This is a genomic window from uncultured Mobiluncus sp., from assembly GCF_947087965.1.
GTDB lineage: Bacteria > Actinomycetota > Actinomycetes > Actinomycetales > Actinomycetaceae > Mobiluncus.
Genome location: NZ_CAMUES010000006.1, coordinates 137,890 through 164,471, shown reverse-complemented (window position 1 = coordinate 164,471; position 26,582 = coordinate 137,890). Strand labels below are relative to the sequence as shown.

The following is a 26,582-nucleotide window of genomic DNA, read 5'->3' as shown; positions in this document are numbered from 1 at the left end:
CCCGTATAAGAAGCGGAACAAAACCTGGGACACTTCAAAACAGACACACAATTTGTCCTTTAACCCGAGAGTGAGCCGTCGCGAAAACGGTGAAGGCGGCATAAAAGCAATGCCCAGTGGGCATTGCGCCACCGAAACACCAAACAGAAAAACGGCAGCGACGCAGTCGCATGAGCCGCTGAGTAAAACAGTGCTGATACCAAATTTTTACACCTAAACCCCAGTTAAACCTGTACTTTCAAATTTGGCGAGGTTAGGCTAACCTAATTAATGATTTTTTGTTAAACATTGTCTGAGAGGGCTTTGGTAAGAGCTATGACTGAAATTATTGAGCAAACAACGCCAACTGTACACACTTCATCCAGAACAGGATTGGCAAACTCCGTACTCGGAACACGGAATTTGATGACCGTAGCTGCATTGGCAGTGGTTGGGCTAATTATTTTGCTTCCACTGAACTACATTGCACCACTGCTTGCTACTTCCCCGCGGGGCGTTTTGATTGGCTGTTCCATCATGGGGTTTTGGGTTATCCCCTATCTGTTACCTTCGACGATTGTTCGCCGTCCTGGTGCCACCATGCTAGCCTCCCTCATTATCGGCGTAATTTGTATCTTCGTCACGCCTACCGGTCCCATGGCTATAATCGGAAATCTGATAGGGGGACTGTACATCGAAGTTCCACTCGCAGTAATGCTTTACCGCCAGTGGAAGACTTGGGCATTCATGATTTCTGCAGGGGTTTTTGGTCTGTTGAATGGACTCCTCTACTTGACTTTTCTCAAGGAAACTGTAGGGATACCGTTTGGCACGGCATATGTGGTTACTTCTGTCGTTTCAGCCCTGCTGGGCGGGCTGGTAACTGTAGGCATTACTCGCCTGTTGAACAAGGCAGGCGTGGGCGTGGCTAACCGTGCTTAATCAGACATGCAATCAGGTTAAAGAGAGCCTGAATGTTCGGGGGCTTAGTGTTCACTATTACGGTCAAGAAAAGTGGGTTCTGTCTGATGTCGATTTGAGCTATCTGGAGGGACAAGTTTGTGCTGTCATTGGCCCCTCGGGCTGCGGTAAAACCACTTTGGTCAGGACCATCTGTGGATTAATACCGCATTGCTTACCGAGTGAGTATTCAGGCTGTGTCGAGTTGTATGGGACACAAATCGCCGATGCCAGCGTAGAGTTTATCGCCCGACAGGTTGCCTATGTGGGGCAGAACCCCGATGCTGCCGTAATCACGCGTAGCGTGCATGATGACATCGCGTTTGCACTACAAAATCTCTGTCTGGATCCAGATACGATTGAATCGCGGGTGGCACAGGCTGCTGCGCAGGTCGGCTTGAGCGAAAAGCTACATGATAGTCCTTGGACCTTGTCTGGTGGACAACGTCAGCGTCTGGCAATAGCTGTGGTGCTGGCAATGCGCCCGAAGTTGTTGGTTCTAGATGAACCCACATCTACGATTGACAGCCTTGGACGTAGAGACTTTTATGACCTAATTGAACAGCTGGTTCACCAGGGCATCGGTGTCATCGTGATTGACCATGATTTAGATCCGTTGCTGCCAATCTGTGACTCCGTGCTTGCGTTGAACGAAAAAGGTAAAATCATCGCGGCGGGGACACCTCGAGAAGTGTTCTTAAACCACACTCAGGAATTAGCTCGTTGCGGAATCTGGTTGCCGCGAGCAATTCGTTCGGGACACAAGGAAGCACTGACTTGCCCCGAAGCCGGCATTGAATTACCTAATCTAAACGAGTTTTGTGGCAATCAAGTTAAGTACTGGATGAGGGACAACACGGAATGGCACGAGACCGGACAGCCGGTATCCGCGCGACCGGAGGCACTGCTGAAGCTAAATGACTTTTCGATACCGCGCCGCTGTCCAAGTATCAGCGCAGAGTTTGCTGCTGGCGATTTCGTCGCATTAATCGGACAAAATGGTGCCGGAAAATCATCAATGCTATCTGCCCTTGCCGGTCTGCTGCGTTTCGAGGGCGACGCTTCGGTTGCAGGCATCCCCCTAAAAAAGGGCAGTCACCAGGTGGGTTATGTGTTCCAGAATCCTGAACACCAGATGGTAGCAGCCACCGTGCGCAAAGAACTGAGCGTCGGAAAGGTAACGGATTCCCAAATCGACGACCTTTTGAATCGTTTCCATCTGCAAGCAGTCAGCGAGCAACATCCACTAACGCTTTCTGGCGGTCAGCAACGCCGGCTTTCCGTCGCCACGATGGTGGCGGAGCAACGCAAAGTAATCGTTCTCGATGAGCCGACTTACGGACAAGACTGGGCAAACACTTGCGAGTTGATGGAGTTCATCCAACAACTGTGCTCTGCAGGGCACCTAGTCATTATGGCTACGCATGATCTGGAGCTCGCCCAAAAATACTGCTCACACATAATCGCACTGCCGTTTTCCCCGCAGGTGGAGGCTCCGGCTGCCATCCCGCAGCGCAAAACTCGCGGTCTTTTCGACAGCTTCAATCCCCTGACTTTGTTTATCGCACTCGTGCCACTCATGGTGACGATATTCGTCCTCAAAAATCCGGTGGTTAATTTTTCGCTGCTCTCCGTGTCCAGCCTGGCGATGCTGCTGGCAGGAGCAAACCGGACACGTACCCTGGGAAGCATTCTCGGTTCGTGGCTGGTTGCTGTCTTTATGATTTGGATGTTCTCTCACAACGACCTTCTCTCTATGGCGTCAAGGCTAAATGATGTTGGCACGAACTATGCCGCCGGCAGCGGAATTGGAGCCCTGGTAGCTTTAGTTCTGCTTTCGGGCATCTATAGCGACCCGACAAAGATGCTGGTGTGCTTAAACCAGACTTTTAAAGTGCCCTACCGAATCACTTCCGCCGGTATCGCGGCGGTGAGTTTTATTATTCGCTTCCAGAACGACTTCAAAGTATTGCGAACCGCAAAAGCTCTGCGTGGAGTCGGGCAGCGCTACGGAATCTTTGCACCAGTAGCACGTTGGGCAGGCTCGCTGGTTCCGTTGGCGATTCTCGCCATTCAACACGGTGAAAGAGTGGCGTTGTCGATGGATTCTCGGGGCTTCGGCGCTTTCCCTAAACGTACCGAGTTGATTTCCGCCCCTTGGCGAGGACGCGACTGGGTGCTGGTAGCCACGTTCTGGATTCTGACCACCATATTATGTCTATTTTTCTGAAAGGCTCTACATGAAAAAAATGTCTGTTGCAGACTTAATTAAACCCGCAAGAACATCGATGATTATCTCCGGTTTACTCACCGCATGTGGGGCAATACTAGGCATAATGCCGTACATCTCGCTGCACCAAATGGCTCTAATCTGGCTACACAGTGTTACTAGGGACGGTCTGACCGGAAACATCTGGTTCTGGGCTGCTGTTGCTGTCATCTCACTTTTTATCGGACAGTCACTCTATGTAGCAGGTCTGGGCGTTACGCACCTCTCCGAGGCGAAACTACGTCACAAGATGCGTCAACAAGTCGTTGATGCTTTAGCCAATTTGCCCCTGGGTCAGGTAAACGCCTACTCGCGCGGGCAAATCAGAAAGATGGTTTGTGACGATACTGCGGCCGTACACACCATGGTGGCGCACCTACCCGGGGATGCCACGAATGCGGTTATGTCTCTGGTCGCGGGGTTCGGCTACCTGCTGTGGGTGGATTGGAGATTGTGCCTGGTGCTGTTTGGTCTCTGGATTGCCGTAATTTCGTTAATTTACGTACTCAATATGCGCGGGTACGGCGACTTAACCGCGCGTTTTGGGGAGGCGCAAACCGGTCTGGCTAATGCCACCGTGGAAATGCTGGAAGGCATCAAAGAGATTAAAAACTTTCAAGCCGTAGACGCCACAAAAACTAAGTTCAATGAGGCCAGAGAAAAATTTTCCAGCATCTCGTACAGCTGGGTTTCACAATCAGGTAAAGCCGTTTCTAGTATCGGTGCGCTGCTTCGTCCCGCAGTGATTTTTGTGACTGTGGCACTGTTGACAGTTGTTTTCGTAAAGAACGGTTGGATGCAGATTGCCGATACTCTGCCATTCTTTTTGATTGCACCGGGTGTTCCCGATGGCTTAGCCACGCTAATCAGTCTGTTACAGCATCTCTACGAAGCGAGACTCGCGGCACAGAGTACTGTCCAATTACTTTCTCTGGAACCAATGAAATTCGGTAGCCAAACTACGGGTGATGCCTCTGACGTGGGCAGAGTGGAGATGCGCGACGTCACTTTCTCGTATGAACCAGACACGCCAGCTGTCAAAGAGGTTTCCTTTACCGCCCAGCCGGGCACGGTTACCGCCCTGGTAGGTCCCTCAGGTGGCGGCAAGTCAACGTTGGCAAAACTGATTGCCCGGTTCTATGAAGCGGACAGCGGGACAGTTTTGGTCAATGGGGTTGACGTGCGCGATGCCAGTAATACTTTGTTGCTCGGTTCCGTGGCAATAATGCTGCAAGAGGTGGCGCTCGCTCATGACAGCGTATTTAATAACATTGCGCTAGCCAAACCTGACGCCAGTCTCTCGGAAGTAGAAGCAGCCGCGAAAGCCGCCTGCATTCACGAGCGCATCATGCAGCTACCAAATGGCTATGACACGATTTTGGGTGACGAGGGTGGGTTCCTCTCCGGTGGTGAAAAACAGCGTGTGGCACTGGCTCGGGCATATCTGCAGGATGCTTCGATTCTGATTCTTGACGAGGCGACAGCCCAAGCTGATCCCCGCTCCGAGCAGCAAATACATGAAGCTCTCGCGAAGTTAACCACGGGTAAAACGGTAATTGTTATTGCGCATCGTCTGGCGACAATCCGCAATGCAGATCAAATCTTGGTAATCGAAGACGGTCGGATTGTTGAGCGTGGTTGCCACGACGAATTAATGGAAAAAGACGGGCGCTATGCCACGATGTGGCGGACTCAGATGGTTAGGTAGGTCAGGATATGTGGAAGTCAATGACTAAAATCGCTGACGGTGCACAGCTTCGCACCATAATTTCGTGGTTCGTAGCCTCAGCAGTGCTGCAGGGGTTGACGCTTTCGGTCACAATCTGGTTCATGCAGAGTTTCTATTCCGGTTCAGACCAGACTGTGTTTTGGCTGATTGTGCTGACAGTTCTGGGTCTGGCAACGTTTATCGTCGACGCGGTTGCCATGTTTTCATCGTATCGAGTTAGTGTCTTTGTAGTTTGCGACACAATGATTTCTCGTCTCGCTGAGCACGTACTGGGACTTCCGCTCGGTTGGTTCAACGCAAAGCGAGAGGCGGCAGTCGCCAATGCGACTTCCCGAGAGGTGAACACGCTGTCACACTTTGCCTCAATCGTGATTCCAACGCTTTGTAACTCATTCATCGTGCCGTTGGTGATGATTATTACCACCGCATTCATTTCTTGGCCTCTGGCATTAATCATGACCGCGGTAATCATCCCGCTCTATCTCATCTGGCGAGGTATGCAAGCTGCTCTCACCAGGGCAAATGAGCTAGAAGATCGTTCTGCGCAACAAGCCGCTGGTCGACTGATTGAATTTGCCCGGCTCCAGACCGTCCTACGAGCGACGGGCAGGTCCAGTTCTTGGGATCCGGTTACTATCGCACTGAAGGCAGATTCGAAAGCAACTCTCGACGGGCTGAGAATCAAAAGCCGACCGGGGCAGGCTTTTACCTTTGTGGTACACACCGCTTTTGCTGCCATAGTGTGCGTGGGAGTGTGCCTGGTGAACCAAGCTGCCCTTACCCCCATCACGTTTTTAGCGATTATGGCGATTACCGCTCGGATGCTATACCCCTTGACGAAAGCTGCTTTGATTGCCTCTGAGCTGAATAACGTAAAGGTAGCCCTCGACTCCGTAACCGAGATAGTAGATGCCAGACCACTTCCCGAGCCGAGCGCAACTCAACAGAAGCTGCCTCAGGGCGAAGACATCGAGTTCAAGGGAGTTTCTTTCCGCTACGTGGATGATTGCCAGGTCTTGAATGACATCAGTCTGGTGGCGGAACAGGGACAGATTACGGCTCTGGTGGGCCCCTCGGGAGCTGGTAAATCAACCATTTTGCGTCTGGTGGGCAGGTTCTGGGATGCCAATTCCGGTTCCGTGAAAATTGGTGGCGCAGACGTGCGAGATATTCCCACCAAAGAACTCATGGAAATGATTTCGTTTGTATTCCAGGATGTATATCTGTTCGATATGACTATTGCGGAAAACCTCAGGATAGCTAAACCCGATGCGAGTGACGCCGAACTTGAATCGGCTGCCAAACGTGCGCAACTGGATAAAGTCATCGAGGCTTTGCCCCATGGTTGGCAGACAAATGTCGGACCAGCTGGTCAAAGCCTTTCCGGTGGGGAGCGTCAGCGAGTGGCGATTGCTCGCGCTTTCTTAAAAGACGCCCCGATTTTGTTGCTAGACGAGATTACTTCTGCATTGGATAGCGAGAATGAATCAGCCATCACGAAAGTAATTAGTGACCTGGCTGTGGGTCGAACTGTAATTGTTGTCGCGCATCGACTTTCGACCATTCGAGATGCTGATAAGGTCGTATTTTTGCAGCCCGACGATGCTTCGGGGGCACATGTCATACAAGCTGGTTCGGTAGCCGAGCTAACTGCTGAGGAAGGTCCATTCCGTGATTTCCTCACAGCTTCGAACGCCGTTTCAAGCTGGCAAATTAGTTCTCGACAGCAGCATTAATGACAAAATCCGAAAAGTCACCATAACTTCAGGCGGATTGTTTCCGGGATTACATTTCCGGGCGGCGGCTGGTCATTCCTAGTATCCTTGATTGGTATGTGCGCTCAAAAGCTGAGAGTACTGAAAGTTATGCCGGAAACGAAGGGGATTCTGCTGGCAGGGATGTTCGATTTACTAGGTGTGGAGTGATAATCATGACAGAAACGAACTCAACGTGTTTGCCGATACTGTGCTTGGGTGAAGCGCTTATTGACGTCATTGAGCGTGCCGGCGAGGTTGAAGAAAAGGTGGGCGGTAGCCCCTTCAATGTGGCGTGCGGTTTAGCCAGCTTGGGACACTCCACCACACTCGCTTCCTGGTGGGGAAATGACGCCCGCGGTCACAGCCTCGAAAAGCATCTGCACTCCGCCGGGGTAGACATTGTCGCGGGCAGCGCTAACGCCGAGAAAACGCCGATTGCTAACGCCCATATTGACTCCGCCGGTCGGGCGACCTACGACTTCGAGCTGGATTGGCAAGTGCCGCCGCTGCCGGACGCAACTCAGCTTAGCCACCTGCATACCGGCAGTTTCGCAGCTACGCTCGCGCCCGGCGCTTCTGCAGTGATGAGCGCGGTCAAATCGATGGCAATCCGGGGAACCGTCAGCTACGACCCGAATATTCGACCTTCACTGATGGGCAGCCCCGAGGAAGTCCGCTCTCAAATCGAGGAAATCATCAGCCTGGCCGATGTGGTGAAAGCCAGCGATGAGGACATTGCCTGGCTCTACGGCGATGACGTACCCCTCGAGTCTGTACTGCACAAATGGAAAGAGATGGGGCCGGGTCTGATTGTTGCTACCCGCGGACCGTGGGGTTCCTATGCACTTTGCGCCAATGACCGGGATATGTTGGTGGTTGATCCGCTCAATATCGAGGTCGCCGACACCGTGGGTGCCGGGGATTCTTTCATGGCGGGGCTGATTTCCGGTTTACTGGACGACGGACTGCTCGGCTCGGCACCAGCCAAACAGCGCCTGCGGCAAGCCCGATTGAGTGACGTACAGGCGGCTTTGCACCGCGCCACCATTACTTCGGGACTCACGGTCAGCAAGGTCGGAGCCTACTCCCCCACATGTTCCGAAGTCGCGGAAATTCTCACCGCAGACCCCACGCTTTAGACCGCATCACGCACGGAAAATCCTCGCAGCTATAGTAGTTTCCGCAGACCTGAAACTAGTCGAGTTGCGCGGCTGCTTCCAACATCCGCTCCACCAGCGGACGGTAGTTGCCGTTCGCATCACGTGTCTCGGCGCTGTCTTTCAGGTAAATATCCAGGAATTCCCGCAGAGCACTACCCACCCCCAAACCGGAGAGCTCGCCGGTTTGCGGGTCAATAGCGCCGTGCGCCCGGCCGGCAAAACTCACCAGCCACATATCCTCGCCCACCGGTACGTCCGGGCTGAGTCGGGGCATCTCAAGAGGAAAGTTCAGGTGTTTAGCGCCCAATCGTTGATAAAACGCCCACCGCCGACGCGGGTCGCCGTACTGTTCAGAGGCTACGTGCTGGTGAGGATTTTCCACTTCTCCCAGAATCAAGAGAGGGTTGTGGCGCGATTCCCACTGCGAAATAGCCTGGTGAAACAGCTCAGAGCCTACGCCGCGTCCACGAGTCAGAGGGCTGACCGCCAGCCAACTGAGCATCGTGATTTCTGCGGTGGCGAGCCAACCGATAGCCGCACCCAAAGGCCGCGAACCGTCCCACGCGGAGAATACCTGAAGTTCCCCACCCGTTAGCTGCTGAATCACATCACCGGGATCCCCCAGTTCTTCGGGTCCGAAAGAGACTTCCAGCAAGTCGTGGACCAAGAGTTCGGCTTGACCGGGTTTCAAATCATTTTGATACTCAATATGCACCCTTACACCCTAGCCCAAGCCCAGATTGAACTCTATTTCCAAAAAGGCCGCCCGATTTTACATACCGCCCGGGCACTCGGGGTTGCCGCATTAACGAGCTTTTCCGCGCAGCATGGCACCGGGAGAAATCACCCTCTCGCAAGGGAAGGAAAACTCGTGGGCCGGGTGATTGATTTCACTCACTGTTTCCCCTGCTTCGTCGCGTATCCCCGCGGAGGGAATCTCGAACAAAATCGGCTCGGTTCCCGGAATCAGGAACTCTACCTGCTGTCCGGGCACAATCTTGTTGCGAGACAGCACCGTCAGGCGCTGCGCTGTGGCATCGTAATCCACCGCGGTTCCCAGCCAAAGCCAATCACTAATATACCCTCCTCTGGTAACACTTTCTGTCGCAGGTTTTTCGGGGTAAAAAAAGCCGGTGCCGTATTCTCGGTGGGTGACTTTGTACGGTTCCTGCAAGACCCATTCGGGCAGGGCAAAAGCGCCGTCACAAGCCAGTTCGGTCACGTTTTCCCTCCCGTTCAGGTAGGTAGTGACCGCGGTTTTATAAGCATTGGTGAGAGCCGCGACGTAATACTCGCCCTTAGCACGACCTTCGATTTTCAGACTGGTGACCCCGGCGGCAATGACCTCATCAACGTGTGCCAGCATGTTCAAATCCTGAGAATTAAACAGGTAGGTGCCACCCTCGGTCACTTCAACGGGGAAAAACTCGCCGGGGCGTTTTTCCTCGACTACATGGTATTTCCATCGACAGCTTTGGGCGCAGTCCCCGTGATTGGCATCCCGTCCCGTGGTGTATTTGGAAATGAGACAGCGCCCCGAAAATGCCATGCACATGGAACCGTGCACGAAAGCCTCAATCTCAAGGTCAGCGGGGATCTTGGCGCGCATTTCTCGAATTTCCGGCAGGCTCATCTCGCGAGCCAAAACAACCCGTTTTGCCCCCAGCTCATGCAAAGCGGCGGCGGCCTGATAATTCATTACCCCGGCTTGCGTGGAAATATGCAGTTCAGTGTGCGGAGCAATCTGTCGCGCTGCCATGAGAATACCGATATCCGTAACAATGAGCGCATCCACCCCGATTTCCGCCAGCGCCCCCAGGTAAGCGTTCATTCCCGCCACCTCAGAGTTTCCAGGAATGATATTCACGGTAGCATACACGCGAGTATCGCGGGCATGAGCATAGCGAACGCCTTGTTCAAAATCCTCTAACGTAAAGTTTTTCGGAGCGGCTCGCATCCCAAACTCTGCCCCACCGCAGTACACCGCGTCAGCTCCGAAATTCACCGCGGTTTTCAGCACCCGCAGGTTTCCTGCCGGCGCCAACACTTCGGGACTGCGCCGCCGGATAATTTTCGGTAGTTCCAAGTTCACGAGCCGAGCCTTTACTCCGATAGAAACTCAACTGAAATGTTCGCCCGGCTGAAACGGTGGCGCATGACCGCAATCGCTTCCGGATTTTCATCTATCAGCACGAAGCGACGCTCCAGCTGGCCCGCGACCGCCCCGGTCGTGCCGGAACCTGCGAAAAAATCTAATACCCACTCCCCCGGACGACTCGAAGCCTGGACGATACGCCGCAAAATCCCTTCGGGCTTTTGCGTAGCGTATCCCGTCTTTTCCTTTCCGGTGGGGGAAACAATAGTGTGCCACCACACGTCAGTCGGGAGCTTACCCCGCGCGGCCTTCTCTGGGGTCACCAAGCCAGGAGCCATATACGGCTCGCGGTCCACAGACTCAGAATCAAAATAATACCTTTTTGGGTCTTTAACGTAGACGAGGATATTGTCGTGCTTGGCGGGCCATTTCCGTTTGGAACGCCCGCCGTAGTCATACGCCCAAATAATCTCATTCAGGAAACAGTCCCGCCCGAATAGCGCATCCAACAACACTTTTGCGTAGTGAACTTCACGATAATCCAAATGGAGGTATAAAGTACCGCTGGGGGCTAGCAAACGCCATGCCTCCTCTAAGCGCGGCTCTAAGAAACCCCAATAATCCGAAAAACTATCGTTGTAGGCGGTGACTTTCCCACGCACGGTTTCATAAGTCTGGCCTTGAAACCCCACTCGTGAACCGGCAACCGGAGCATCGGTACGCACCGTTTTCAGGGACTGACGCGACTGCACTTTCCCCGTGTTGAACGGAGGATCTATATAAATGAGTTGAAACGACCGGTCCGGCAATCTCCGCAATATCGGCAGGTTATCCCCCGCTACCACCAGGTTCGGCCCCTCGGCATTCCAGGAGATCGTAGACATCTGCGTAGCTTTCAAGGCTGCCTATTTCTTTCCCGGATGGACACCCAAAGCGCTCAGCAGTTCGGCAGGCGTCGAGACAACCTGTACAGCCCCGCGTTCCTCACCGGGCTGAGCCGTATCGCCCCAGGTAGTCAGGATTGCCGGAATCCCATTAATCTGAGCGCCCTCGATGTCATAGAACCGGTCCCCCACCATCACGATACGCCGCTTATCCTGCGGCTCACTCAACCCGAACTGCTCCAAAGCCGCAGCAATGACCGCGGGTTTGTCCACTCGGGAAGTACCCGGTATCACCCCCGAAACGACTTCAAAAAAATTTTCAATCCCCAGGTGCTGGAGAATCTCCAATGACATCTGTTGGTTCTTAGTAGTCGCTACTCCCAGACGGTATCCCCTCGCCCGCAGCTTTTCCAACATTTCCCGAATACCAGGATAAAGCGGCACGTCAATGGCGTTGGGCCAATACATTTCGCGGTATCGCTCGACCATGAAAGCCACCCGCTGTTCATCAGCATCCGGTTCCATATCCTGCATAGCCACGGCGAGAGGCGGACCCACGTATTTCTTGTAAGCGTCAGGCGGCAGCATCCGGCCGTGCAGCTCCAGATCCAAAGCCGCAAAATACTCGGTAATACGCGATACAGAATCGGTCAGGGTGCCGTCCATATCCAGCAAAACGACTTCGACCCTGCTCAAGTCCACCACGATATTGCCTCCATCCCCGAGCGTACCCGGAAAACTGCCCGAAAAGACTTATGAAATAATTAAATACGTAACGCCCAGCACCAGGGCCGGGCGTCGCGAATATCGACCTCGTTAGTCTTCGACGGTCAAACGGCCAGTCTGGTATGCCTTAACCAGGCGACGCGGAACCGCGACTTCCTGACCCTGAACTTTAACGTTATCAAGCTGCGTCAACTTAGCCGTCCAAGCAGAACGACGTGTACGAGTGTTGGCGCGGGACATTTTGCGCTTGGGTACTGCCATTGCCCTGCGCTCCTTTCAATTAGTGATTGTTCACAAGACATACAATGTTAGCAACAATTCGATGATTTTATCAAACTGACCATCGTGAGGCGAAAGTATGACGCAACGCTACGTGACCATAGCTGAGGACGCACCGGGATATTTCGAGCTGGAAATCAAACGGTCGCGTTTCCTGGGGGTGGCACGAGATGCCGCGGATGAAGTCGCAGCCCGTGAAATGATAGAAGCTGAGCGGAAACAGTATCCCGACGCGCGCCATCATTGCTCCGCTTTTACCTATTTACCCACAGGCTGGGAAAACGGGGTCCAGCCAGTCCAACATTCCAGCGACGACGGCGAGCCCAGCGGTACTGCCGGGCGTCCTCTGCTCGATGTGCTGCTGGGCAGCGGATTGCAAAATGTTTGTGTGGTGGTGACACGGTATTTCGGTGGGATAAAGCTGGGAACAGGCGGTTTGGTGCGAGCCTACAGTGAGGCGGCGCAGGGGGCTATCGCGGCTGCGGGAAGGGAGGAAGTCAAGTCCGTTCCCGTGGTGTCCTTCGATGTTGCCGCAAACCGGGCTGCTGCCCTGGAATCTTGGCTGCACTCGCGAAGCTGCAAGCCCCTAAGCGTGACCTGGTCAAACCGGGTCACGTTTGAACTGGCGGTGGAAGGAGGCACCCAGGACGAACTCGCCGCCGCTCTCGCCGCCCAGCTCGGCGCGCCGGTAACTTTTGGCGAATCGGGAATAAAAGTGGTGCGCTCACGGTTGTAATATACGGCTCCCGTCGGGGAAACGAACAGAAAACTGAGAAAAGGAATCTAAGGGATTAACTATGACTTATGCGAACGACGTCACAGCAGCAATCGGCCACACTCCTCTGGTGAAAATTAATCGGATGCTGCCCGCAGGGATCGGCACAACTGTGCTGGCAAAAATGGAGTTCATGAACCCCGGTGGTTCAGTAAAAGACCGGCCCGGCTTGGCGATTATTCGCGCTGCCGAAGCCTCGGGAGCCCTCCAACCCGGCGGCACTATTGTGGAGGCTACCAGCGGTAACACCGGGGTCGCCCTGTGCATGGTGGGGGCTGCGCTGGGGTATCGAGTCGTCATCTCGATGCCGTCCTCCATGAGTGTGGAACGTCGCCAGCTGATGAAGGCTTACGGGGCGGAGCTGCTGCTGACGGACCCGGCGGGGGGTATGGCGGCTGCGGTTGCAGCTGCCGAGGACTACTTGGCGAACCACCCCGAAGCAGTGTTCGCTGGACAGTTCGATAATCCGGCCAATCCTGAGATTCACTATCGCACCACCGGTCCCGAAATTTGGGAACAGACCGAGGGACACGTCGACGCGTTCGTGGCTGGAGTCGGTTCCGGTGGCACGGTTTCCGGGGTCGGAAAGTTCCTCAAGGAACAGAACCCTAACGTGCGGGTCGTGGCAGTAGAACCGGCAGAATCGGCATTGCTGTCCACCGGTCAGGCTGGCGCCCACAAGATTCAGGGGATTGGCGCCAACTTTGTGCCGGATAACTATGACCGTGCAACCGTTGATGAAGTCATGACGGTGAACTCGGACGATGCCATCGAGACGGCGCGGAAAGCTGCTACCCAGGAGGGACTTTTAGTTGGGATATCCTCCGGGGCGAACTTGGCGGCCGCCGCCGAACTGGCCGCGCGACCTGAGTTTGCCGGCAAAACCGTGGTGACGCTGCTTCCCGACACCGGCGAACGCTACCTGTCCACCGTACTGTTTGCGCACTTGGGCGACTGAGGAACCGCGGTAGTCAGGCAGATTGAACCCACCACCCTTGTGCATTTTTGACGAGATAAACGGAACGACCCGACCCGCCAAAACTGGCCCAGGCTGGCCCGGACTGGCTCGAAGAGAGCCGCTAGAACTGGCTCAAAACGATACGCCCGAAACGAACCCCGGAAACGATAGCCTAGAATAGTTAGCGCCCGGTCGTTCAACCAACCAGAGGAAGTACCCGTCCTGATGACTTTTGTGAAACACACCGCCCCGCCACGGCACCTGCCCGCCTACAAACTCGGCGTGAGAGATTTGCTGTTGGAGGACTTGGACACGGCCTTGAAACGCGACCCCGCCGCGCGCGGACGCTTGGAAGTCGCGCTCACCTATCCGGGGGTTCACGCCCTGTGGGCACACCGGCTGTCCAATCGGTTCTGGGTCAATGGTTTTAAAATGATGGCGCGCCTGATTCAGGAATTCGCGCGCCTCATCACGGGAGTGGACATCCACCCGGCCGCGACCATCGGACGCCGGCTCTTTATCGACCACGCGACCGGGGTGGTCATTGGGGAAACCGCGGTAGTTGGCGAGGACTGCTTGATTTTTCACGGGGTGACCCTGGGCGGGCAGTCCATGAATAAGGGTAAACGCCACCCGACCTTGGGCAATGAGGTCATGGTGGGTGCCGGAGCGAAAATTCTGGGCGCCATCAACATCGGAGACGGTGCCAAAATCGGCGCCAACGCCGTGGTCGTCAAGGACGTTCCCGCCGGGCGTATCGCCCTGGGAGTGCCGGCAAAACTGCGCAATCCCAAGAAGCCGGTCAGTCCCGATATGAACATCGATCCCTCGCTGTTTATCTAGGCTCTGCGAGTTTACTCGAGTTTGGGCGCTGGCAAACCGATATAAATCGTCTCGAGGTATTCTGCAATCCCCTCGGTGGAACCCTCGCGCCCCAGCCCGGACTGCTTGACCCCACCGAAAGGAGCCCCGGCGTTGGAAATTGTAGCGGAGTTGAATCCAATCATCCCGATTTCGATGCGCTGCGCCAGGCGCAAAATGCGCTCCCACGAGGAAGTATGTACGTATCCGCCCAAGCCCATCCGGTCGGCGTTGACCATCCGCACCAGTTCCTCTTCCGTGCGGAAAGGCACCACGGGTGCGACCGGCCCGAAGATTTCCTCGGTGACGATTTCACTGTCGGGGCTAACGTTCGTGAGGACCGTGGGCGGGTAATAGTACCCCCCTGGGTCAACGGTTTGGGGGTCCAAGTTGCCGGTTCCACCGACTTTTTCCGCCCCTTGGGACAGGGCCTTGTCAACCATGATGCGGACTCTTTCGAGCTGGCTGCGGTTGATGAGCGGGCCGACATCCACCCCCTCGCTCATCCCGTCGCCAACCTTTTGCGCCCGCATCGCGGCGGCGAACTTCGTGACGAACTCGTCATAAACTCCCTCTTGAATAAAGAAATGATCCGCCGCGTTGCAGGCCTCCCCCATGTTGCGCATCTTGGTGATGAGGGCGGCGTCCACCGCTCGATCCACATCCGCGTCATCAAAGACGACAAACGGCGCATTGCCCCCGAGCTCCATAGAGGTGCGCAATACGCTGTCCGCGCCGGTCTTGAGCAAAGCCTTACCGACTTCGGTCGAACCGGTAAACGAAAGTTTCCGCACCCGCTGGTCATGCAGCCAAGTGTCGCTGACTTCCCCGGAGTGAAGGGTGGGAACCACGGAAAGCACCCCGGCGGGCAAGCCCGCTTCTTCCAAAATTCGCGCCAGGAACAGCGCGGTCAGCGGGGTATCTCGCGCCGGTTTCAACACGCAGACGCATCCGGCTGCTACGGCAGGACCAATCTTGCGCGTTCCCATCGCGAGCGGGAAATTGCACGGGGTGATAAACACGCAGGGTCCCACCGGGCGTTTGATGACCATTGCCTGCAGGCTACCTTCCGGCAATCGGTAGTAATCCCCGCGAACCCGGCAGGCTTCTTCGGAAAACCAACGGAAAAACTCCGCTCCGTAGGTGACTTCCCCGTTGGCTTGGGCCAGCGGTTTGCCCATCTCCAGGGTCATCGTTACCGCCAGGGCGCGGCGGTATTTGCCGTCCATCAGTGTAAAGGCTCGCCGGAGGATTTCGCCGCGTTCACGAGGCGGGGTCGCGGACCATTCTGGCTGGATTGCGCAGGCTTTGTCCAAGGCGGCTTGGGCGTCCGCGGCGTTGCCGCTGGCGACCTGCGTTAAGGCGGCGCCGGTTGCGGGGTTCAGTACCTCGAAGCGCTCGCCCGCCACGCCGGGCTGCCAGTTACCGCCGATATAAAGGTCTTTGGGTAGCCATTCCAGGAGCTTCGTCGGGTCTATGACGCCGTCAGTTTCAAAAGGTAAAACGTCGTTGTTCATACTTTCACCTTACCGCTCGCTGGCGATGTGGGGCCGCTGTTAATTTGGGGAATCGGGACAGCCGCTGAGCCAAGTTGTACACGAACGACCGATTTCGGACCCGGTTTCCTGGATTCGGGGTTCGGTGGGAATTTATTACCGCAGGTTGAAGGCTTTTGAGAATGGTTCGTGCTTAAATTTCGCGTTGAAAACGGTCGTTCGTGCAGGACTCACCCGTAGCGCTCGGAATTAAACGTCACTGCGGCCTATCAATCGCCCCGCCGAAGCGGCGATCCCGGTGTTGGTAGGCCAGCAAATCCCGCCACAGGGCCTCACGACCGTACTCGGGCCACGGCTCGGTGGCGAAAACTAGCTCCGAATAAGCCGCCTGCCACGGCAAGAAGTTCGAGGTGCGCTGCTCCCCGGAAGTGCGAATGAGCAGGTCAACGTCCGGCACATCTGGCAGATACAGTTCCCGAGCGAAAACGGCCTCGGTAATGCGCTCGGGTTTTAATGTTCCGGCCGCCACTCGCTGGGCCAGTTTCCGAGCCACGTCAGCGAGTTCCGCTCGCCCCCCGTAATTGAGGCACATAATCAGCTGAGTGCCGGTGTTTTCCCTGGTCAATACCTCTGCCGTCCGCAGTTCGGTGAGGACCGATTTCCACAAGCGACCCTCCCGCCCGCTCCATCGTACGCGGACTCCCCAGGCGTTCAGTTCATCGCGTCGATTCCGCAGCACCCGGCGTGAATATCCCATCAGGAACTTCACTTCTGCCGGGCTACGTTTCCAGTTTTCGGTAGAGAACGCATACACACTGAGATATTTCACCCCGGCCTCGACTGCTCCCGCAATGGTGTCCATCAGGGCGTATTCCCCCGCCTCGTGACCGGCGGTACGATTCAAACCCCGCGCGTTCGCCCAGCGTCCATTCCCATCCATGATGATTGCCACGTGCGTAGCAGCCGCGCGCGTCAATCCCGCCGGCAACTCAGGATTCTCCCGCGGCGGGGTGATACGACGAATCCAGGATTTTTCCACGTAATAACCTAGGCGAGTTCCAGCAAGGACAAGGATTTTAGACGGCGCTCCACGTGCCACTGCACGAAAGCCGACACTAAGGCGTGGGCGTCAGCCCGCGCCATCCATCCGCTGTCTTGAGCAGTTTGCCAATCTCCGACAGCCAAAGCCGCCAACAGGCGCATCGTCTCAGAATCAACCGGTCGCGCCCCGGTAGGCTTGCAGTTTACGCACATCGCCCCGCCGCCGCTGGGATTAAAGTAAACGTGTGGCCCCCTGGCCCCGCAAGACGCACAATCCCAGCAGCTTGCCGCCCAGCCCGCCAACGACATGAGACGCAACAGGTATGAATCCAGAATCAAAGACGGCTCGTGACGCCCCGTCGCCAAAGCGTGTAAAGCCCCAACGGTCAAGTGATAGTACCGCTCATTAGTCCAAGAGTCCTCGGTTAGACGCTCCAAGGTTTCTACCATCAGATTGGCGGCGGTGTAGCGGGCGTAATCGTTAGCGAGGCTGCGGCCATAAGGAGCCAGGATTTCCACTTGTTCAATATGGTGCAGGCCGGACTTGCCCCAGCGTATCTGAATGTCGACCGCTCCAAAAGGTTCCAGTCGCGCTCCCAGGCGCGACATGGTCTTTCGTACTCCCCGCCCCACGCAGCGCAAAAGCCCGTGGTTTTCGGTCAGCAGGGTCACGATGCGGTCAGCCTCCCCCAGGTCTTGGGTGCGCAGAATAACGGCCGCATCTCGAAAAGTTCTCATCACGGATTATTATCCCACGGGCAAGCGGAAGAATCCCGTTCCCACTCTTTCGTAACCCGATTCCCCTGACTCATTCCGTCCTCCGAGTCTGGTTCCGCTCCACCATTCCTTCGTAGAGGACAGATTAGAGCCTGTCATTGTTGTCCTTGCGGAAGAACGGGGGTCGTGAATCGTTCCGAGGGTCTTTTTTCGGAAGGTCCCGAACCAGTGAATAAATCAACAGGATTGCGAAAGCAATGACTAAAGTCCCTCCTCGAAAAAACAGGACATAGAAAGCATAAACAGACAACACTAGATAGAAGAAGATTTGCCATTTATTCATCTGTACACCCCCGGGTTTTGCGAATCCTTTGCGGTAAATGCTAGCAGTACTGGATTCTAGAATTGGCAGGAATCCGAAAGCTAGCGGGCTAGCCCAGGAAAATCAGGCCCCAGACAAAACAGATGAACACTGCGAAAAGCAGCAGGTAGAAAGACCAGCCGAGCACTTCGTGGAGCAGATCGGTCTCTTTCTCGGGTTCGCCCATCGCGGCGGCGGCAATCGCCAGGGACTGGGGGGCGATGAGCTTGCCGATGACCCCGCCCGCGGTATTGGCCGCCACGGAGAAAGCCCCAGGCAGACCAATCTGGAGAGCAGTCGTCTCTTGGAGGGAGGCAAACAGGGCGTTTGCCGAGGTAGTCGAGCCGGAAATCGCTGTGCCGAGGTAGCCAATCATGGGGGAAAGCAACAGGAAGAACGTTCCGGTTGCCGCCAGCAGGGTCCCGATGGTCAAAACCATACCGGAAATGTTCATCAAGTAAGCCAACGCCATCACTTCCAGGATGGTGGCCGCGGAATACCGCATGGAATAAATCGCCGACCACAGCTTGGCACCGACCTGTTTAAAGCCAAGCGGATATTTCCCGCCTTCGGTAACCAGGGTAAACACCACCCCGGTTACCAGCGCCGCCACCGCAATCAACACTCCCGGCTGGGACAGTATCGGAATGGTGATGTTGCCGATGTTTCCCGCTACGCTCGGTTTGTCCGGGCTGGCCACCCGCCCTGCCAAAGCGGGCCAGGCAACGTGCAAATCCGTCGCGGTCAAAACCTTGGCGACCTGGGGCACCATTCGCCCTACAGATAGAATCACGATAACTAAGCCATAGGGCATCACAGCCAGCGCCACCCGCCCCACGCGCAGGTCAGTGGGCTTTTCCGTGACAAACTCGGGAGGAACCGGGGGCCGATAAACCAGCACCATCAACGCCACTACCAGGAATGTCACTATGGGCGGCAATACCCCACCCAACTCAAAGGACACAAAGCGCAAGGTCAGGAACTGTCCGATACCTTCCACCAGGCCCATCACGAAAGCCAGGGGGAACATGTGGCGGAAGTGATCCTTATCAATCAACAAGCTCAGCGCGAACGGCATCACGAAAGCAATCGCCGGTTCAGTACAGGACACATAATACGTGATGTCAGCGGCGTTTTGAATGGGGTCATGCCCGCTCAGAAGGGCCGCCGCGGTCGTTATCGGTACCCCGAACGCCGCGTAGGCCACCGGGGAAGTATTCGCCACCAGAGCAATCACGGCCGCTTTCATCGGTTTGAATCCCAGCCCCAGCAGCAGCGCGGTCACCACCGCCACGGGAACCCCGAAACCGGATAAGCCCTCTAGCAGACCCCCGAAACACAGCGCAATCAGCATGGCCTGGATACGCAAATCCTCTTGACCGACAGCCGAAAAAACCTTGCGCAAATCAGCTTCCCGCCCGGTCGCCTCCATCAAACGGTGTAGCCACACGGCCGCGATAACGATAATCACGATGGGGATTAAGCCGTTTTCCGCCCCGAGCAGGGCGGCCGCGACAGCCATGTCGACCGGCATCCGGAACCCCGCTATTGCCACGAGCAATCCGACCCCCAGGGCGATAGCTCCCGCCCAGTGAGAACGCATCCGCACGGCTCCGACCAGCACAAAGAACACCGCTACCGGGAGCAGAGCCACAATGGCACTGAGCCACAGCAGCCCTCCGACCGCGGTGACATTGGGCACGAACATGATTTACTCCTTCGTCCTGGCCTACCCTATCAATCGCCACCCGATACCCTGAACTTGCGGGTTGGATTCTCGAACGCGAACCTACCGGGTCAGAGCTTTCCCCGGTAAACTCTAGCGGTTCAATCTTCAGGGAAACGGAACGGAGCTATCCACGACTTGGGATTGGCGCTGCGCCCGGTTAATCGCCGAGATTACGGCCTTATAAGCGGCACGAATGGTCGAAGAATCGATGCCGACCCCCCACAGCACCTCGCCGTCCACTACGGCCTCGACATAGGCCGCGGCGGTGGCGTCACGCCCGGCGCTCAACGCGTGCTCCACGTAATCCAGAATCCGCACTTCCATGCCCATCTGTTCAAAGGCATGGACGAAGGCATCAATAGGACCGTTGCCGAACGATTCCAGCTGGAGCTTCGCGCCGCGGTCGTTCAGCGTAATGGAGACTTCCGTGTCCCCGCCAGAAGCCGAGGGAACGGAAGAAACATGCACCCCGTCGAGCAAGAAACGACCCCAGTGACGCGAGTCAATCCCCGCTTCTGAAGCCGGCAAGTATTCATCGGCAAAAATCTGCCACAGGTCGTTCGCCCCCAGTTCACCGCCGAAACGATCGGTTGTGCGCTGCACGATTTTCGAGAACTCGATTTGCAGGCGGCGCGGCAAGTCGAGGTGATGCTTTTCCTTCATTATGTAAGCGATACCGCCCTTGCCGGATTGCGAATTCACTCGGACGATAGCTTCGTAGTTGCGCCCCACATCGTGAGGGTCAATAGGCAGGTAGGGCAGTTCCCAAATGACTTGGTTTTCGTCTCCGCCCGCGTCCCGAACCTTCTGTTCGCGCGCAGCAAAGCCTTTCTTAATGGCGTCCTGGTGGGAGCCGGAGAAGGACGTATAGACCAGGTCCCCCACGTAGGGCAGCCGCGGCGGGGTGGACATACGGGTGCAGCCCTCGACAATTTCGCGGACTTCATCGAGGTTGGACAGGTTCAGTTGGGGGTCGATACCTTGGCTAAAGAGGTTCATCGCCAAGGTGACTAGGTCAACGTTGCCGGTTCGTTCGCCCTGACCCAGCAAGCAGCCTTCAACCCGGTCAGCGCCAGCCATCTGGGCCAGTTCGGCGGTCGCGATGCCGGTGCCGCGGTCGTTGTGGTTGTGGGCCGAAATGCAGACATGTTCACGGTGTGAGATGTGGCGGCAGAAGTACTCGATTTGGTCGGCGTAAACGTTGGGTGTGCAGCGTTCCACCGTAGTAGGCAGGTTCAAAATGATTTCCCGTTCGCTGTCGGGCTGCCAGACTTCCATCACTGCTTCGCAAACTTCCAGGGCAAAGTCGATTTCGGTGTCTACGAAAATCTCCGGGGAGTATTCGTAGCCAAAGATTGTGTCGTCCCCGAGGATCTTTTCGGCTCCGGCGATGACTTCACGAGTGCCGGACACCGCCATCTCGATGGTTTGCGCTTTATCGTTGTGAAACACGACTTGGCGAAAGACCGGGGCGGTCGCATTGTAGAGATGTACGGTAGCGCGATGGTATCCCTTAATGGCTTGCAGGGTACGTTCCAAAAGTTCCGGGCGGGATTGCGAGAGTACTGAGCAGGTCACATCCTCGGGTATGGCGTCATCCTCTACCAGGGAACGCACGAAGTCAAAGTCGGTTTGGGAAGCGGCCGGGAAACCGATTTCGATTTCTTTGAATCCTAGGCGCACCAGGAGGTCAAACATTTCGCGCTTGCGCGCGGAGTCCATCGGTTCGATGAGGGCTTGGTTGCCGTCCCGCAGGTCGGTAGACAACCAGCGCGGCGCCTTCGTAATCCGGTTGTTAGGCCAGGTTCGTTCAGGTAGTGAGATGGGGTTCGTCTCTAGGAACGGGCGGTATTTACCGTAAGGCATTCCGGAGGTTTGCTGACGATTGGTGAATCCAGAGGTACGCATGGTGAAATTCCTTTACTGCTGTTGCTTTAATCTTAGTTACCAGGCAAGCAAGAACTCCGCGCAGGGGGCCTGGCTGATTCAGAGCCCTACGCGGTTAGGCAACAGCAGCATGGTGTGCGACACAGCCCCATAGTAACACGGGTTTCACTTTACGAAATTACTGTCTCAATATGAGAAATTAACGCAGCTCACGTAGGAAGTTGTGGTCCAGATACCACCGCAGAGGTTTATCCAAAACCACTATCGCGCCGCCGCCTGGATTACTCGAAGTCTTTGCGGTGAGACCCTCCAAAACCGCCAGTGGTAGGGGCGCCATGACCTCAAAGACTCGGTAGGGTTTCTCATTGTTCAGGCGAATCCCCCGCTGCGCCAAAGGAGTCCCCATAGCAAACAAAAACTGGGCTTTATCATCGTCAAAACAGTCCAGCATGTCGCCGGGACGCAGTTCGTTGGAGCCGGGTTTCCCGCCGCGGGAGATCGTGCGGGCGTCAATTCCAATGGCGGTACGGTGACCGCGCTCAGCTGCGTTGGTCGTCAGTTCACCAGTTTCCGGTTTTTCTCGCACCAACCGGGCGACGAGGGACACCGCCGCTTCCAAATCAGGCAACACTTCGTAGGCAGCAAACTCGGCACCGCGCTGTGAACCAACGACGTATCCTTCATCACCCCAGGGAGCGACCACCCACGGGCCTTCGGGAGACAGCGGCAGTTGAGGATCACGAGGGTCGAACCCCCGTACCACATCATCCTCAGTCAGGCCACGCTGAGCACACAGCTCGTCAAAATACGACTTGTAGCGAGCAGCTTCGTCCGCCTCAGGTTCGGCATTTCCCGGTGGCTGCGGTACATCCCACGTCGCTTCGGGACGCCCGGAATGTTTACCGGCGCGTTTCTCTGCCCGCTCAGTCCACGCCAAACGAGCCAGCTGGGAGATTTCCTCGTTCGTGTCCTCACGCAGCTCCGCAATAACTTTCAACGGTGTCAATTCATTGGCCACCGCTGCCTTTTGCACCCGACTATCGCCGTCTTTGGCAAGTTTAGCGAGTACATAAGCAGGAGTGCGCTCCTGCATCGCGACCAGGTAGCGAGCTCGCCACGGGGCAAAAAGCGCGATAGTTTCAAATACGGTGTCGGGCAAATTCTGTGCCTGCGCCACATATTCAGCCAGCTCCGGGCGTTTGCGGATGATTTCCTCCCAGATAAAAGTCGGCGCCACGTCAGTCATTGCCCGCATGAAGTCCTCTTCGTTATCCGAAGTACACAGGCGAGCGAACTCCTGGACCGAACCAATCACGTTGATGCCCTCCTCTGGCTGCATGGTGATTATAAATCAAGTTTAAGCCATAGGAGGGCACCAGCGTGAGGTTTCACCCCATTATTGAGTTGTTTCGCGAGTCGGACGGGACGCCCAACTGCGCTTATTCATACTTGAATTTGCCCAGCTCCGCACGCAAATCCGCGGCCTTGGACTGCAAATCGGAAGCAGTTGTAGCCAGGGCGTTCAACGGTTCCACCGCCTGGCTGGCAGCCCCGGCAAACTGGCCGATATTCGTGGCAATCGTGGAAGAGCCGGAAGCTGCCTCAGTCACGGAACGCGCCATCTCATTGGTGGTAGCGGTCTGTTCCTCTACCGCGGCGGCAATAGTGGTTTGGAAATCGTTGATTTGAGCAATAATCTCAGAAATACGCCGAATAGCCGTGACAGCAGAATCCGTGTCGTCTTGAATCTTGGCAATCCGTCCGGTGATGTCATCCGTGGCTTTAGCTGTTTCCGCAGCCAAATCCTTGACTTCTCCAGCTACTACCGCAAAGCCCTTGCCCGCTTCACCGGCACGCGCGGCCTCGATAGTGGCGTTCAGGGCCAACAGGTTGGTTTGCTCCGCAATCGCGGTAATAGTGTGGATGACTTCGTCAATTTCCTTTGACGATTTGCCCAGTTTTTCAACAGTTTCAGTGGTCACCGCGGCTGCTTGGGTAGCCTCCTGGGCAACTCGCGCCGCCTCATTGGCATTAGACGAAATCTCCCGGATAGCCGACCCCATCTCTTCTGCGCCCGCAGCAACGGTCTGAACGTTGAAGGAAACCTGTTCCGCTGCACCTGCCACAGCGGTGGCCTGTGCGGCTGAATCTGCGGCAGCCTGAGCGGTCTTGGAGGTCAGATTAGCCACAGTCTCGGACTCGGAACGAACAGTCTCGGAAGTGCGAGCCGCAGACCCAAAGGCCTCTCGCAAGGTCGTATTGGATAGATTCACCGCCCGCGACATGTCCGCCAATTCATCATTGGAATTGATAACCGCACTGCGCGTCAAGTCACCTTGAGTCAGACCTTTCACCACAGTTTCCACAGATTGCACGGAATGAGTGATAGAGCGGCGCACTTTACCCATAATTAATACCGCTAAGACCACCACGAGAACTAGGACAATGGTCTGGAAAATCAGTCCCCGGACGCGTTGGCCCTCCATGTCCTTCTTTGACTGATTTAGCACTTGCTTTAGCAGCGGTGTCAGCTGATCCTGCTGCGCGACCATATCATTGACGGCCTGTGGGAGAACCGTGCTCAAGACCGCTGAATCTTGTCCTTGCGTGGCTTGTAATTCCGTAGTCGATTGCGCCACAACCTCACGCAGGTTAGCGGAAGACTTCATGATTTGTTGAGCCGCCGTACGCACCTGTTCAGAGTTCGTGGTGTCGATAATCGTTTGCATGTTATCTTCCAAAGCATCTTGGGTGGCCTGCAGCTGTTCGGCCTGTTCCTCGTCGGGCTGGCCTTCCAAAATGGAACGCGCATAAGCGTATTGATGCTGGCCAATCTCATAGATCTCGGCTTCCATCAAAGATAGAGTTTCCGCGTTGGTTGATGCCTCCAGGTACTCTTTCGTGCTGTGGTTGGTCTGAGTCATAGTAATTACGCAGGCTAGACCCAAGATGAGCATTCCCACGAACCCCGGCAAAGCCCCACTGAACAGCCGCTTCAACAGGGTAGTGCGCTTGTAGGCTTTTTGCGGTTTCTTCGTATCATTCGGTTGATTATTCATTCCCTGCTCCCCTAGCTGGTTGACCGGATTAGTCTGAGTCATGATTCTCACTGTCCTTCCCGGTAGGTAAATTCGCTAAGTTGCTGGTTCAAATCTTGGGTCTGGTTCGCCACGACCTCCGCTCTGTCAACAGAATCACGCAGGTTATCAGCGCTGTTGTTAGTCGTTTGGGCTATCTCGTTGATATTGGCCGCAATCTCGGTCGACCCGGAAGATGCTTCCGAAATGGACTTGGTCATCTCATTGGTGGTGGCAGTTTGTTCTTCCACTGCCGCCGCAATAGTGGCCTGGAAGTCGTTGATTTGAGCGATGATGTCACTAATCTGGTTAATGGCCTCGACCGCTTGACCGGTGTCGACCTGAATCTGTTCAATCCGTGAGGCTACATCAGCGGTGGCCGTCGTGGTTTCCGCAGCCAAATCCTTTACCTCACTCGCCACAACCGCAAACCCGAGGCCAGCGTCACCGGCTCGAGCCGCCTCAATAGTAGCGTTGAGTGCCAACAGGTTGGTCTGTTCCGCCACCGCTGTAATCGTTTCGATGACCTCACCAATTTCTTGGCTGGATTCACCTAGCTTGGTCACGGTTTCGTTCGTCTGCGCCGCGACTTCGGTAGCTTCCGTGGCAACTTTGGCAGCCTCATTGGCATTCGATGAGATCTCCCGAATCGAGGCACCCATTTCCTCCGCAGCTGCTGCCACCGTTGCGATACTCGTCGAAACCTGCTCAGCCGCAGCCGCAACGGAAGTAATCACGTTACTGGCCTGTTCAATAGTGCCGATGAGGTCATGACCATCACCCACCATCTTTTGCGTGGTGGCGTGTACTTCCTCAGCTGTCGACACGGTTTGACCAAAAATGTTACGTAGTTTTTCGGCTGCCACCACAAGTTTTTCCGCCAAGCGTCCAATCTCGTCATTCGTGTGTTTGACGGGATGAATGGTCAGGTCTTTGTGGGAAAGTTGATTCAAGGCAGCGGAACTTTCCTTAGCTGACCTCATGAAGCCTCGCGACATCTTAAGGTTCAGTAACAGCATGATAAACAGCGTCACCACACCGGTAACGATGATTGCCGCAATCGTCAAGGGCTGAATAAATTCAATCCGAGCATTGGCAGCCTGGTTTTGGACATTCAAATCCTCGCTCAGCTTCCCGATGTTATCGCTGATTGAGCTCGACACGTTACGGATATTTTCCGCTTCGGCTACCACCGCACCACGCAGACCATCCAGAGAAGTCACGGACCCACTGACCTTAGTCAACATGGAATTGAGTGATGCGGCATCTGATTTTATGTTCTCAAAAGTGACCTGATTTTGGGCTCTGAGCTCTTCCGTGGGGAAATTCGACACGTGTTGGTTGAAGGCATCGAGATTCTGGAGATATTCCCCAAAAGTCTGCAACGCGTTCGGGTCACCGCGCAGAGCAGTGTAGATGCCCTGCGACCAGAGAAATTCCGCGGAGCGCCATTCCTCCGCCAGCTTGGTAATTTCCTGCGAAGTTACCGAGCTGGCGGACTTTTGGGATACATCTGAGTTTGCAATGCCAAGTCCAATCCATTCCACTGCTAACAGCAAAAGAGCCGCTATGGCTGCAGTCATATTGACCAAGAACATCTTTTTCCCCAAAGGGAATTTTTTACCGTCAGTAGTTGGGCTTTCACCAACCTGTACGGTGGCATCAGTCTGTGCTGGTGCCGCCTTTTTCTTAGACATCTAAGAACGCCGCCTTCCATAAAAGTATCCGTGTCTGATAAACCGGATTATCATCCTGATATAGTACATAATCGCTGTTCACCGCTATCAGTTTAGGCTTTTTCCGGCCTTTTTTATGACAATGCAACGGTTTTCCCTCAAATAG

Annotated in this window: 22 protein-coding genes; 9 read left to right on the top strand and 13 right to left on the bottom strand. The window is 55.4% G+C overall.

Going from position 1 to position 26,582, the window contains the following annotated elements; all coding sequences use genetic code 11:
* The 6 genes from Q0V70_RS07685 to Q0V70_RS07660 all read left to right on the top strand — a co-directional run.
* Positions 1 to 217, top strand: a 217-nt coding sequence (locus Q0V70_RS07685) for a hypothetical protein (protein ID WP_297590359.1), incomplete at its 5' end; no start/stop codon positions are given.
* 98 nt (positions 218 to 315) lie between these two features.
* On the top strand, positions 316 to 921 hold the full coding sequence (locus tag Q0V70_RS07680; protein WP_297590357.1) for an ECF transporter S component: 606 nt from the start codon (positions 316 to 318) through the stop codon (positions 919 to 921).
* Positions 914 to 3,169: an ATP-binding cassette domain-containing protein gene (locus Q0V70_RS07675; RefSeq protein WP_297590354.1), complete on the top strand. Its 2,256-nt coding sequence runs from the start codon at positions 914 to 916 to the stop codon at positions 3,167 to 3,169. Before Q0V70_RS07680 ends, Q0V70_RS07675 begins: the two co-directional genes overlap by 8 nt.
* A gap of 10 nt (positions 3,170 to 3,179) precedes the next feature.
* Complete coding sequence (locus Q0V70_RS07670; protein WP_297590352.1) at positions 3,180 to 4,916, top strand: ABC transporter ATP-binding protein; 1,737 nt, start codon at positions 3,180 to 3,182, stop codon at positions 4,914 to 4,916.
* 8 nt (positions 4,917 to 4,924) lie between these two features.
* The gene (locus Q0V70_RS07665) at positions 4,925 to 6,673 is read left to right on the top strand and encodes an ABC transporter ATP-binding protein (protein WP_297590350.1); all 1,749 of its coding nucleotides are present in this window, start codon (positions 4,925 to 4,927) and stop codon (positions 6,671 to 6,673) included.
* A 194-nt stretch (positions 6,674 to 6,867) separates the two neighbouring features.
* The gene (locus Q0V70_RS07660) at positions 6,868 to 7,833 is read left to right on the top strand and encodes a carbohydrate kinase (protein ID WP_297590348.1); all 966 of its coding nucleotides are present in this window, start codon (positions 6,868 to 6,870) and stop codon (positions 7,831 to 7,833) included.
* A gap of 55 nt (positions 7,834 to 7,888) precedes the next feature.
* On the opposite strand, the gene Q0V70_RS07655 is transcribed toward Q0V70_RS07660, so the two are convergent.
* The 5 genes from Q0V70_RS07655 to rpmF all read right to left on the bottom strand — a co-directional run bounded on the left by Q0V70_RS07655 (position 7,889) and on the right by rpmF (position 11,820).
* Positions 7,889 to 8,569, bottom strand: coding sequence for a GNAT family N-acetyltransferase (locus Q0V70_RS07655; protein ID WP_297590345.1), 681 nt, complete (start codon positions 8,567 to 8,569; stop codon positions 7,889 to 7,891).
* Between the two features lie 90 nt (positions 8,570 to 8,659).
* Positions 8,660 to 9,946 carry a U32 family peptidase gene (locus Q0V70_RS07650; protein WP_297590343.1) on the bottom strand — a complete coding sequence of 429 codons (1,287 nt, stop codon included), beginning with the start codon at positions 9,944 to 9,946 and terminating at the stop codon, positions 8,660 to 8,662.
* An 11-nt stretch (positions 9,947 to 9,957) separates the two neighbouring features.
* On the bottom strand, positions 9,958 to 10,833 hold the full coding sequence (locus Q0V70_RS07645; protein WP_297590340.1) for a site-specific DNA-methyltransferase: 876 nt from the start codon (positions 10,831 to 10,833) through the stop codon (positions 9,958 to 9,960).
* 21 nt (positions 10,834 to 10,854) lie between these two features.
* Entirely contained in the window at positions 10,855 to 11,538 is a 684-nt protein-coding gene (locus tag Q0V70_RS07640) for an HAD family hydrolase (protein ID WP_297590337.1), read from the bottom strand.
* Between the two features lie 111 nt (positions 11,539 to 11,649).
* Entirely contained in the window at positions 11,650 to 11,820 is a 171-nt protein-coding gene (gene rpmF, locus Q0V70_RS07635; protein WP_282921415.1) for a 50S ribosomal protein L32, read from the bottom strand.
* Positions 11,821 to 11,917: 97 nt separating this feature from the next.
* Between rpmF and Q0V70_RS07630 the strand changes: the two genes are divergently transcribed.
* The 3 genes from Q0V70_RS07630 to cysE all read left to right on the top strand — a co-directional run bounded on the left by Q0V70_RS07630 (position 11,918) and on the right by cysE (position 14,414).
* A complete protein-coding gene (locus Q0V70_RS07630; protein ID WP_297590335.1) occupies positions 11,918 to 12,574 on the top strand; it encodes a YigZ family protein in 657 nt (218 codons plus the stop codon).
* Between the two features lie 61 nt (positions 12,575 to 12,635).
* Positions 12,636 to 13,571: a cysteine synthase A gene (cysK, locus tag Q0V70_RS07625; protein WP_297590332.1), complete on the top strand. Its 936-nt coding sequence runs from the start codon at positions 12,636 to 12,638 to the stop codon at positions 13,569 to 13,571.
* Positions 13,572 to 13,796: 225 nt separating this feature from the next.
* Positions 13,797 to 14,414 (top strand): serine O-acetyltransferase, encoded by a 618-nt coding sequence (gene cysE / locus Q0V70_RS07620; RefSeq protein WP_282921412.1) that lies wholly within the window; start codon positions 13,797 to 13,799, stop codon positions 14,412 to 14,414.
* Positions 14,415 to 14,425: 11 nt separating this feature from the next.
* Here the strand turns inward: cysE and Q0V70_RS07615 are convergent, their stop codons facing one another.
* The 8 genes from Q0V70_RS07615 to Q0V70_RS07580 all read right to left on the bottom strand — a co-directional run bounded on the left by Q0V70_RS07615 (position 14,426) and on the right by Q0V70_RS07580 (position 26,437).
* Complete coding sequence (locus Q0V70_RS07615) at positions 14,426 to 15,949, bottom strand: NAD-dependent succinate-semialdehyde dehydrogenase (RefSeq protein ID WP_297590328.1); 1,524 nt, start codon at positions 15,947 to 15,949, stop codon at positions 14,426 to 14,428.
* Between the two features lie 235 nt (positions 15,950 to 16,184).
* Entirely contained in the window at positions 16,185 to 16,967 is a 783-nt protein-coding gene (gene uppS / locus Q0V70_RS07610; protein ID WP_297590326.1) for a polyprenyl diphosphate synthase, read from the bottom strand.
* 8 nt (positions 16,968 to 16,975) lie between these two features.
* Entirely contained in the window at positions 16,976 to 17,707 is a 732-nt protein-coding gene (recO, locus tag Q0V70_RS07605) for a DNA repair protein RecO (RefSeq protein ID WP_297590323.1), read from the bottom strand.
* A gap of 410 nt (positions 17,708 to 18,117) precedes the next feature.
* A complete protein-coding gene (locus tag Q0V70_RS07600) occupies positions 18,118 to 19,755 on the bottom strand; it encodes an L-lactate permease (protein ID WP_297590320.1) in 1,638 nt (545 codons plus the stop codon).
* A gap of 126 nt (positions 19,756 to 19,881) precedes the next feature.
* Positions 19,882 to 21,684 carry a 2-isopropylmalate synthase gene (leuA, locus tag Q0V70_RS07595; protein ID WP_297590318.1) on the bottom strand — a complete coding sequence of 601 codons (1,803 nt, stop codon included), beginning with the start codon at positions 21,682 to 21,684 and terminating at the stop codon, positions 19,882 to 19,884.
* A 178-nt stretch (positions 21,685 to 21,862) separates the two neighbouring features.
* Complete coding sequence (locus Q0V70_RS07590) at positions 21,863 to 23,002, bottom strand: TNT domain-containing protein (RefSeq protein ID WP_297590316.1); 1,140 nt, start codon at positions 23,000 to 23,002, stop codon at positions 21,863 to 21,865.
* Between the two features lie 100 nt (positions 23,003 to 23,102).
* Entirely contained in the window at positions 23,103 to 24,764 is a 1,662-nt protein-coding gene (locus tag Q0V70_RS07585; protein WP_297590314.1) for a methyl-accepting chemotaxis protein, read from the bottom strand.
* A 5-nt stretch (positions 24,765 to 24,769) separates the two neighbouring features.
* A complete protein-coding gene (locus tag Q0V70_RS07580) occupies positions 24,770 to 26,437 on the bottom strand; it encodes a methyl-accepting chemotaxis protein (RefSeq protein WP_297590312.1) in 1,668 nt (555 codons plus the stop codon).
* Between the last annotated feature and the right edge of the window lie 145 nt (positions 26,438 to 26,582).

What these genes read in the sequence shown, in the direction of transcription:
- Q0V70_RS07680 (WP_297590357.1), top strand. Translation starts at nt 316, where the DNA reads ATGACTGAAATTATTGAGCAAACAACGCCAACTGTACACACTTCATCC.
- Q0V70_RS07670 (WP_297590352.1), top strand. Translation starts at nt 3,180, where the DNA reads ATGAAAAAAATGTCTGTTGCAGACTTAATTAAACCCGCAAGAACATCG.
- Q0V70_RS07665 (WP_297590350.1), top strand. Translation starts at nt 4,925, where the DNA reads ATGTGGAAGTCAATGACTAAAATCGCTGACGGTGCACAGCTTCGCACC.
- Q0V70_RS07660 (WP_297590348.1), top strand. Translation starts at nt 6,868, where the DNA reads ATGACAGAAACGAACTCAACGTGTTTGCCGATACTGTGCTTGGGTGAA.
- Q0V70_RS07645 (WP_297590340.1), bottom strand. Translation starts at nt 10,833, where the DNA reads ATGTCTACGATCTCCTGGAATGCCGAGGGGCCGAACCTGGTGGTAGCG.
- rpmF (WP_282921415.1), bottom strand. Translation starts at nt 11,820, where the DNA reads ATGGCAGTACCCAAGCGCAAAATGTCCCGCGCCAACACTCGTACACGT.
- Q0V70_RS07630 (WP_297590335.1), top strand. Translation starts at nt 11,918, where the DNA reads ATGACGCAACGCTACGTGACCATAGCTGAGGACGCACCGGGATATTTC.
- cysK (WP_297590332.1), top strand. Translation starts at nt 12,636, where the DNA reads ATGACTTATGCGAACGACGTCACAGCAGCAATCGGCCACACTCCTCTG.
- cysE (WP_282921412.1), top strand. Translation starts at nt 13,797, where the DNA reads ATGACTTTTGTGAAACACACCGCCCCGCCACGGCACCTGCCCGCCTAC.
- Q0V70_RS07615 (WP_297590328.1), bottom strand. Translation starts at nt 15,949, where the DNA reads ATGAACAACGACGTTTTACCTTTTGAAACTGACGGCGTCATAGACCCG.
- recO (WP_297590323.1), bottom strand. Translation starts at nt 17,707, where the DNA reads ATGAGAACTTTTCGAGATGCGGCCGTTATTCTGCGCACCCAAGACCTG.
- Q0V70_RS07600 (WP_297590320.1), bottom strand. Translation starts at nt 19,755, where the DNA reads ATGTTCGTGCCCAATGTCACCGCGGTCGGAGGGCTGCTGTGGCTCAGT.
- leuA (WP_297590318.1), bottom strand. Translation starts at nt 21,684, where the DNA reads ATGCGTACCTCTGGATTCACCAATCGTCAGCAAACCTCCGGAATGCCT.
- Q0V70_RS07590 (WP_297590316.1), bottom strand. Translation starts at nt 23,002, where the DNA reads ATGCAGCCAGAGGAGGGCATCAACGTGATTGGTTCGGTCCAGGAGTTC.
- Q0V70_RS07585 (WP_297590314.1), bottom strand. Translation starts at nt 24,764, where the DNA reads ATGACTCAGACTAATCCGGTCAACCAGCTAGGGGAGCAGGGAATGAAT.
- Q0V70_RS07580 (WP_297590312.1), bottom strand. Translation starts at nt 26,437, where the DNA reads ATGTCTAAGAAAAAGGCGGCACCAGCACAGACTGATGCCACCGTACAG.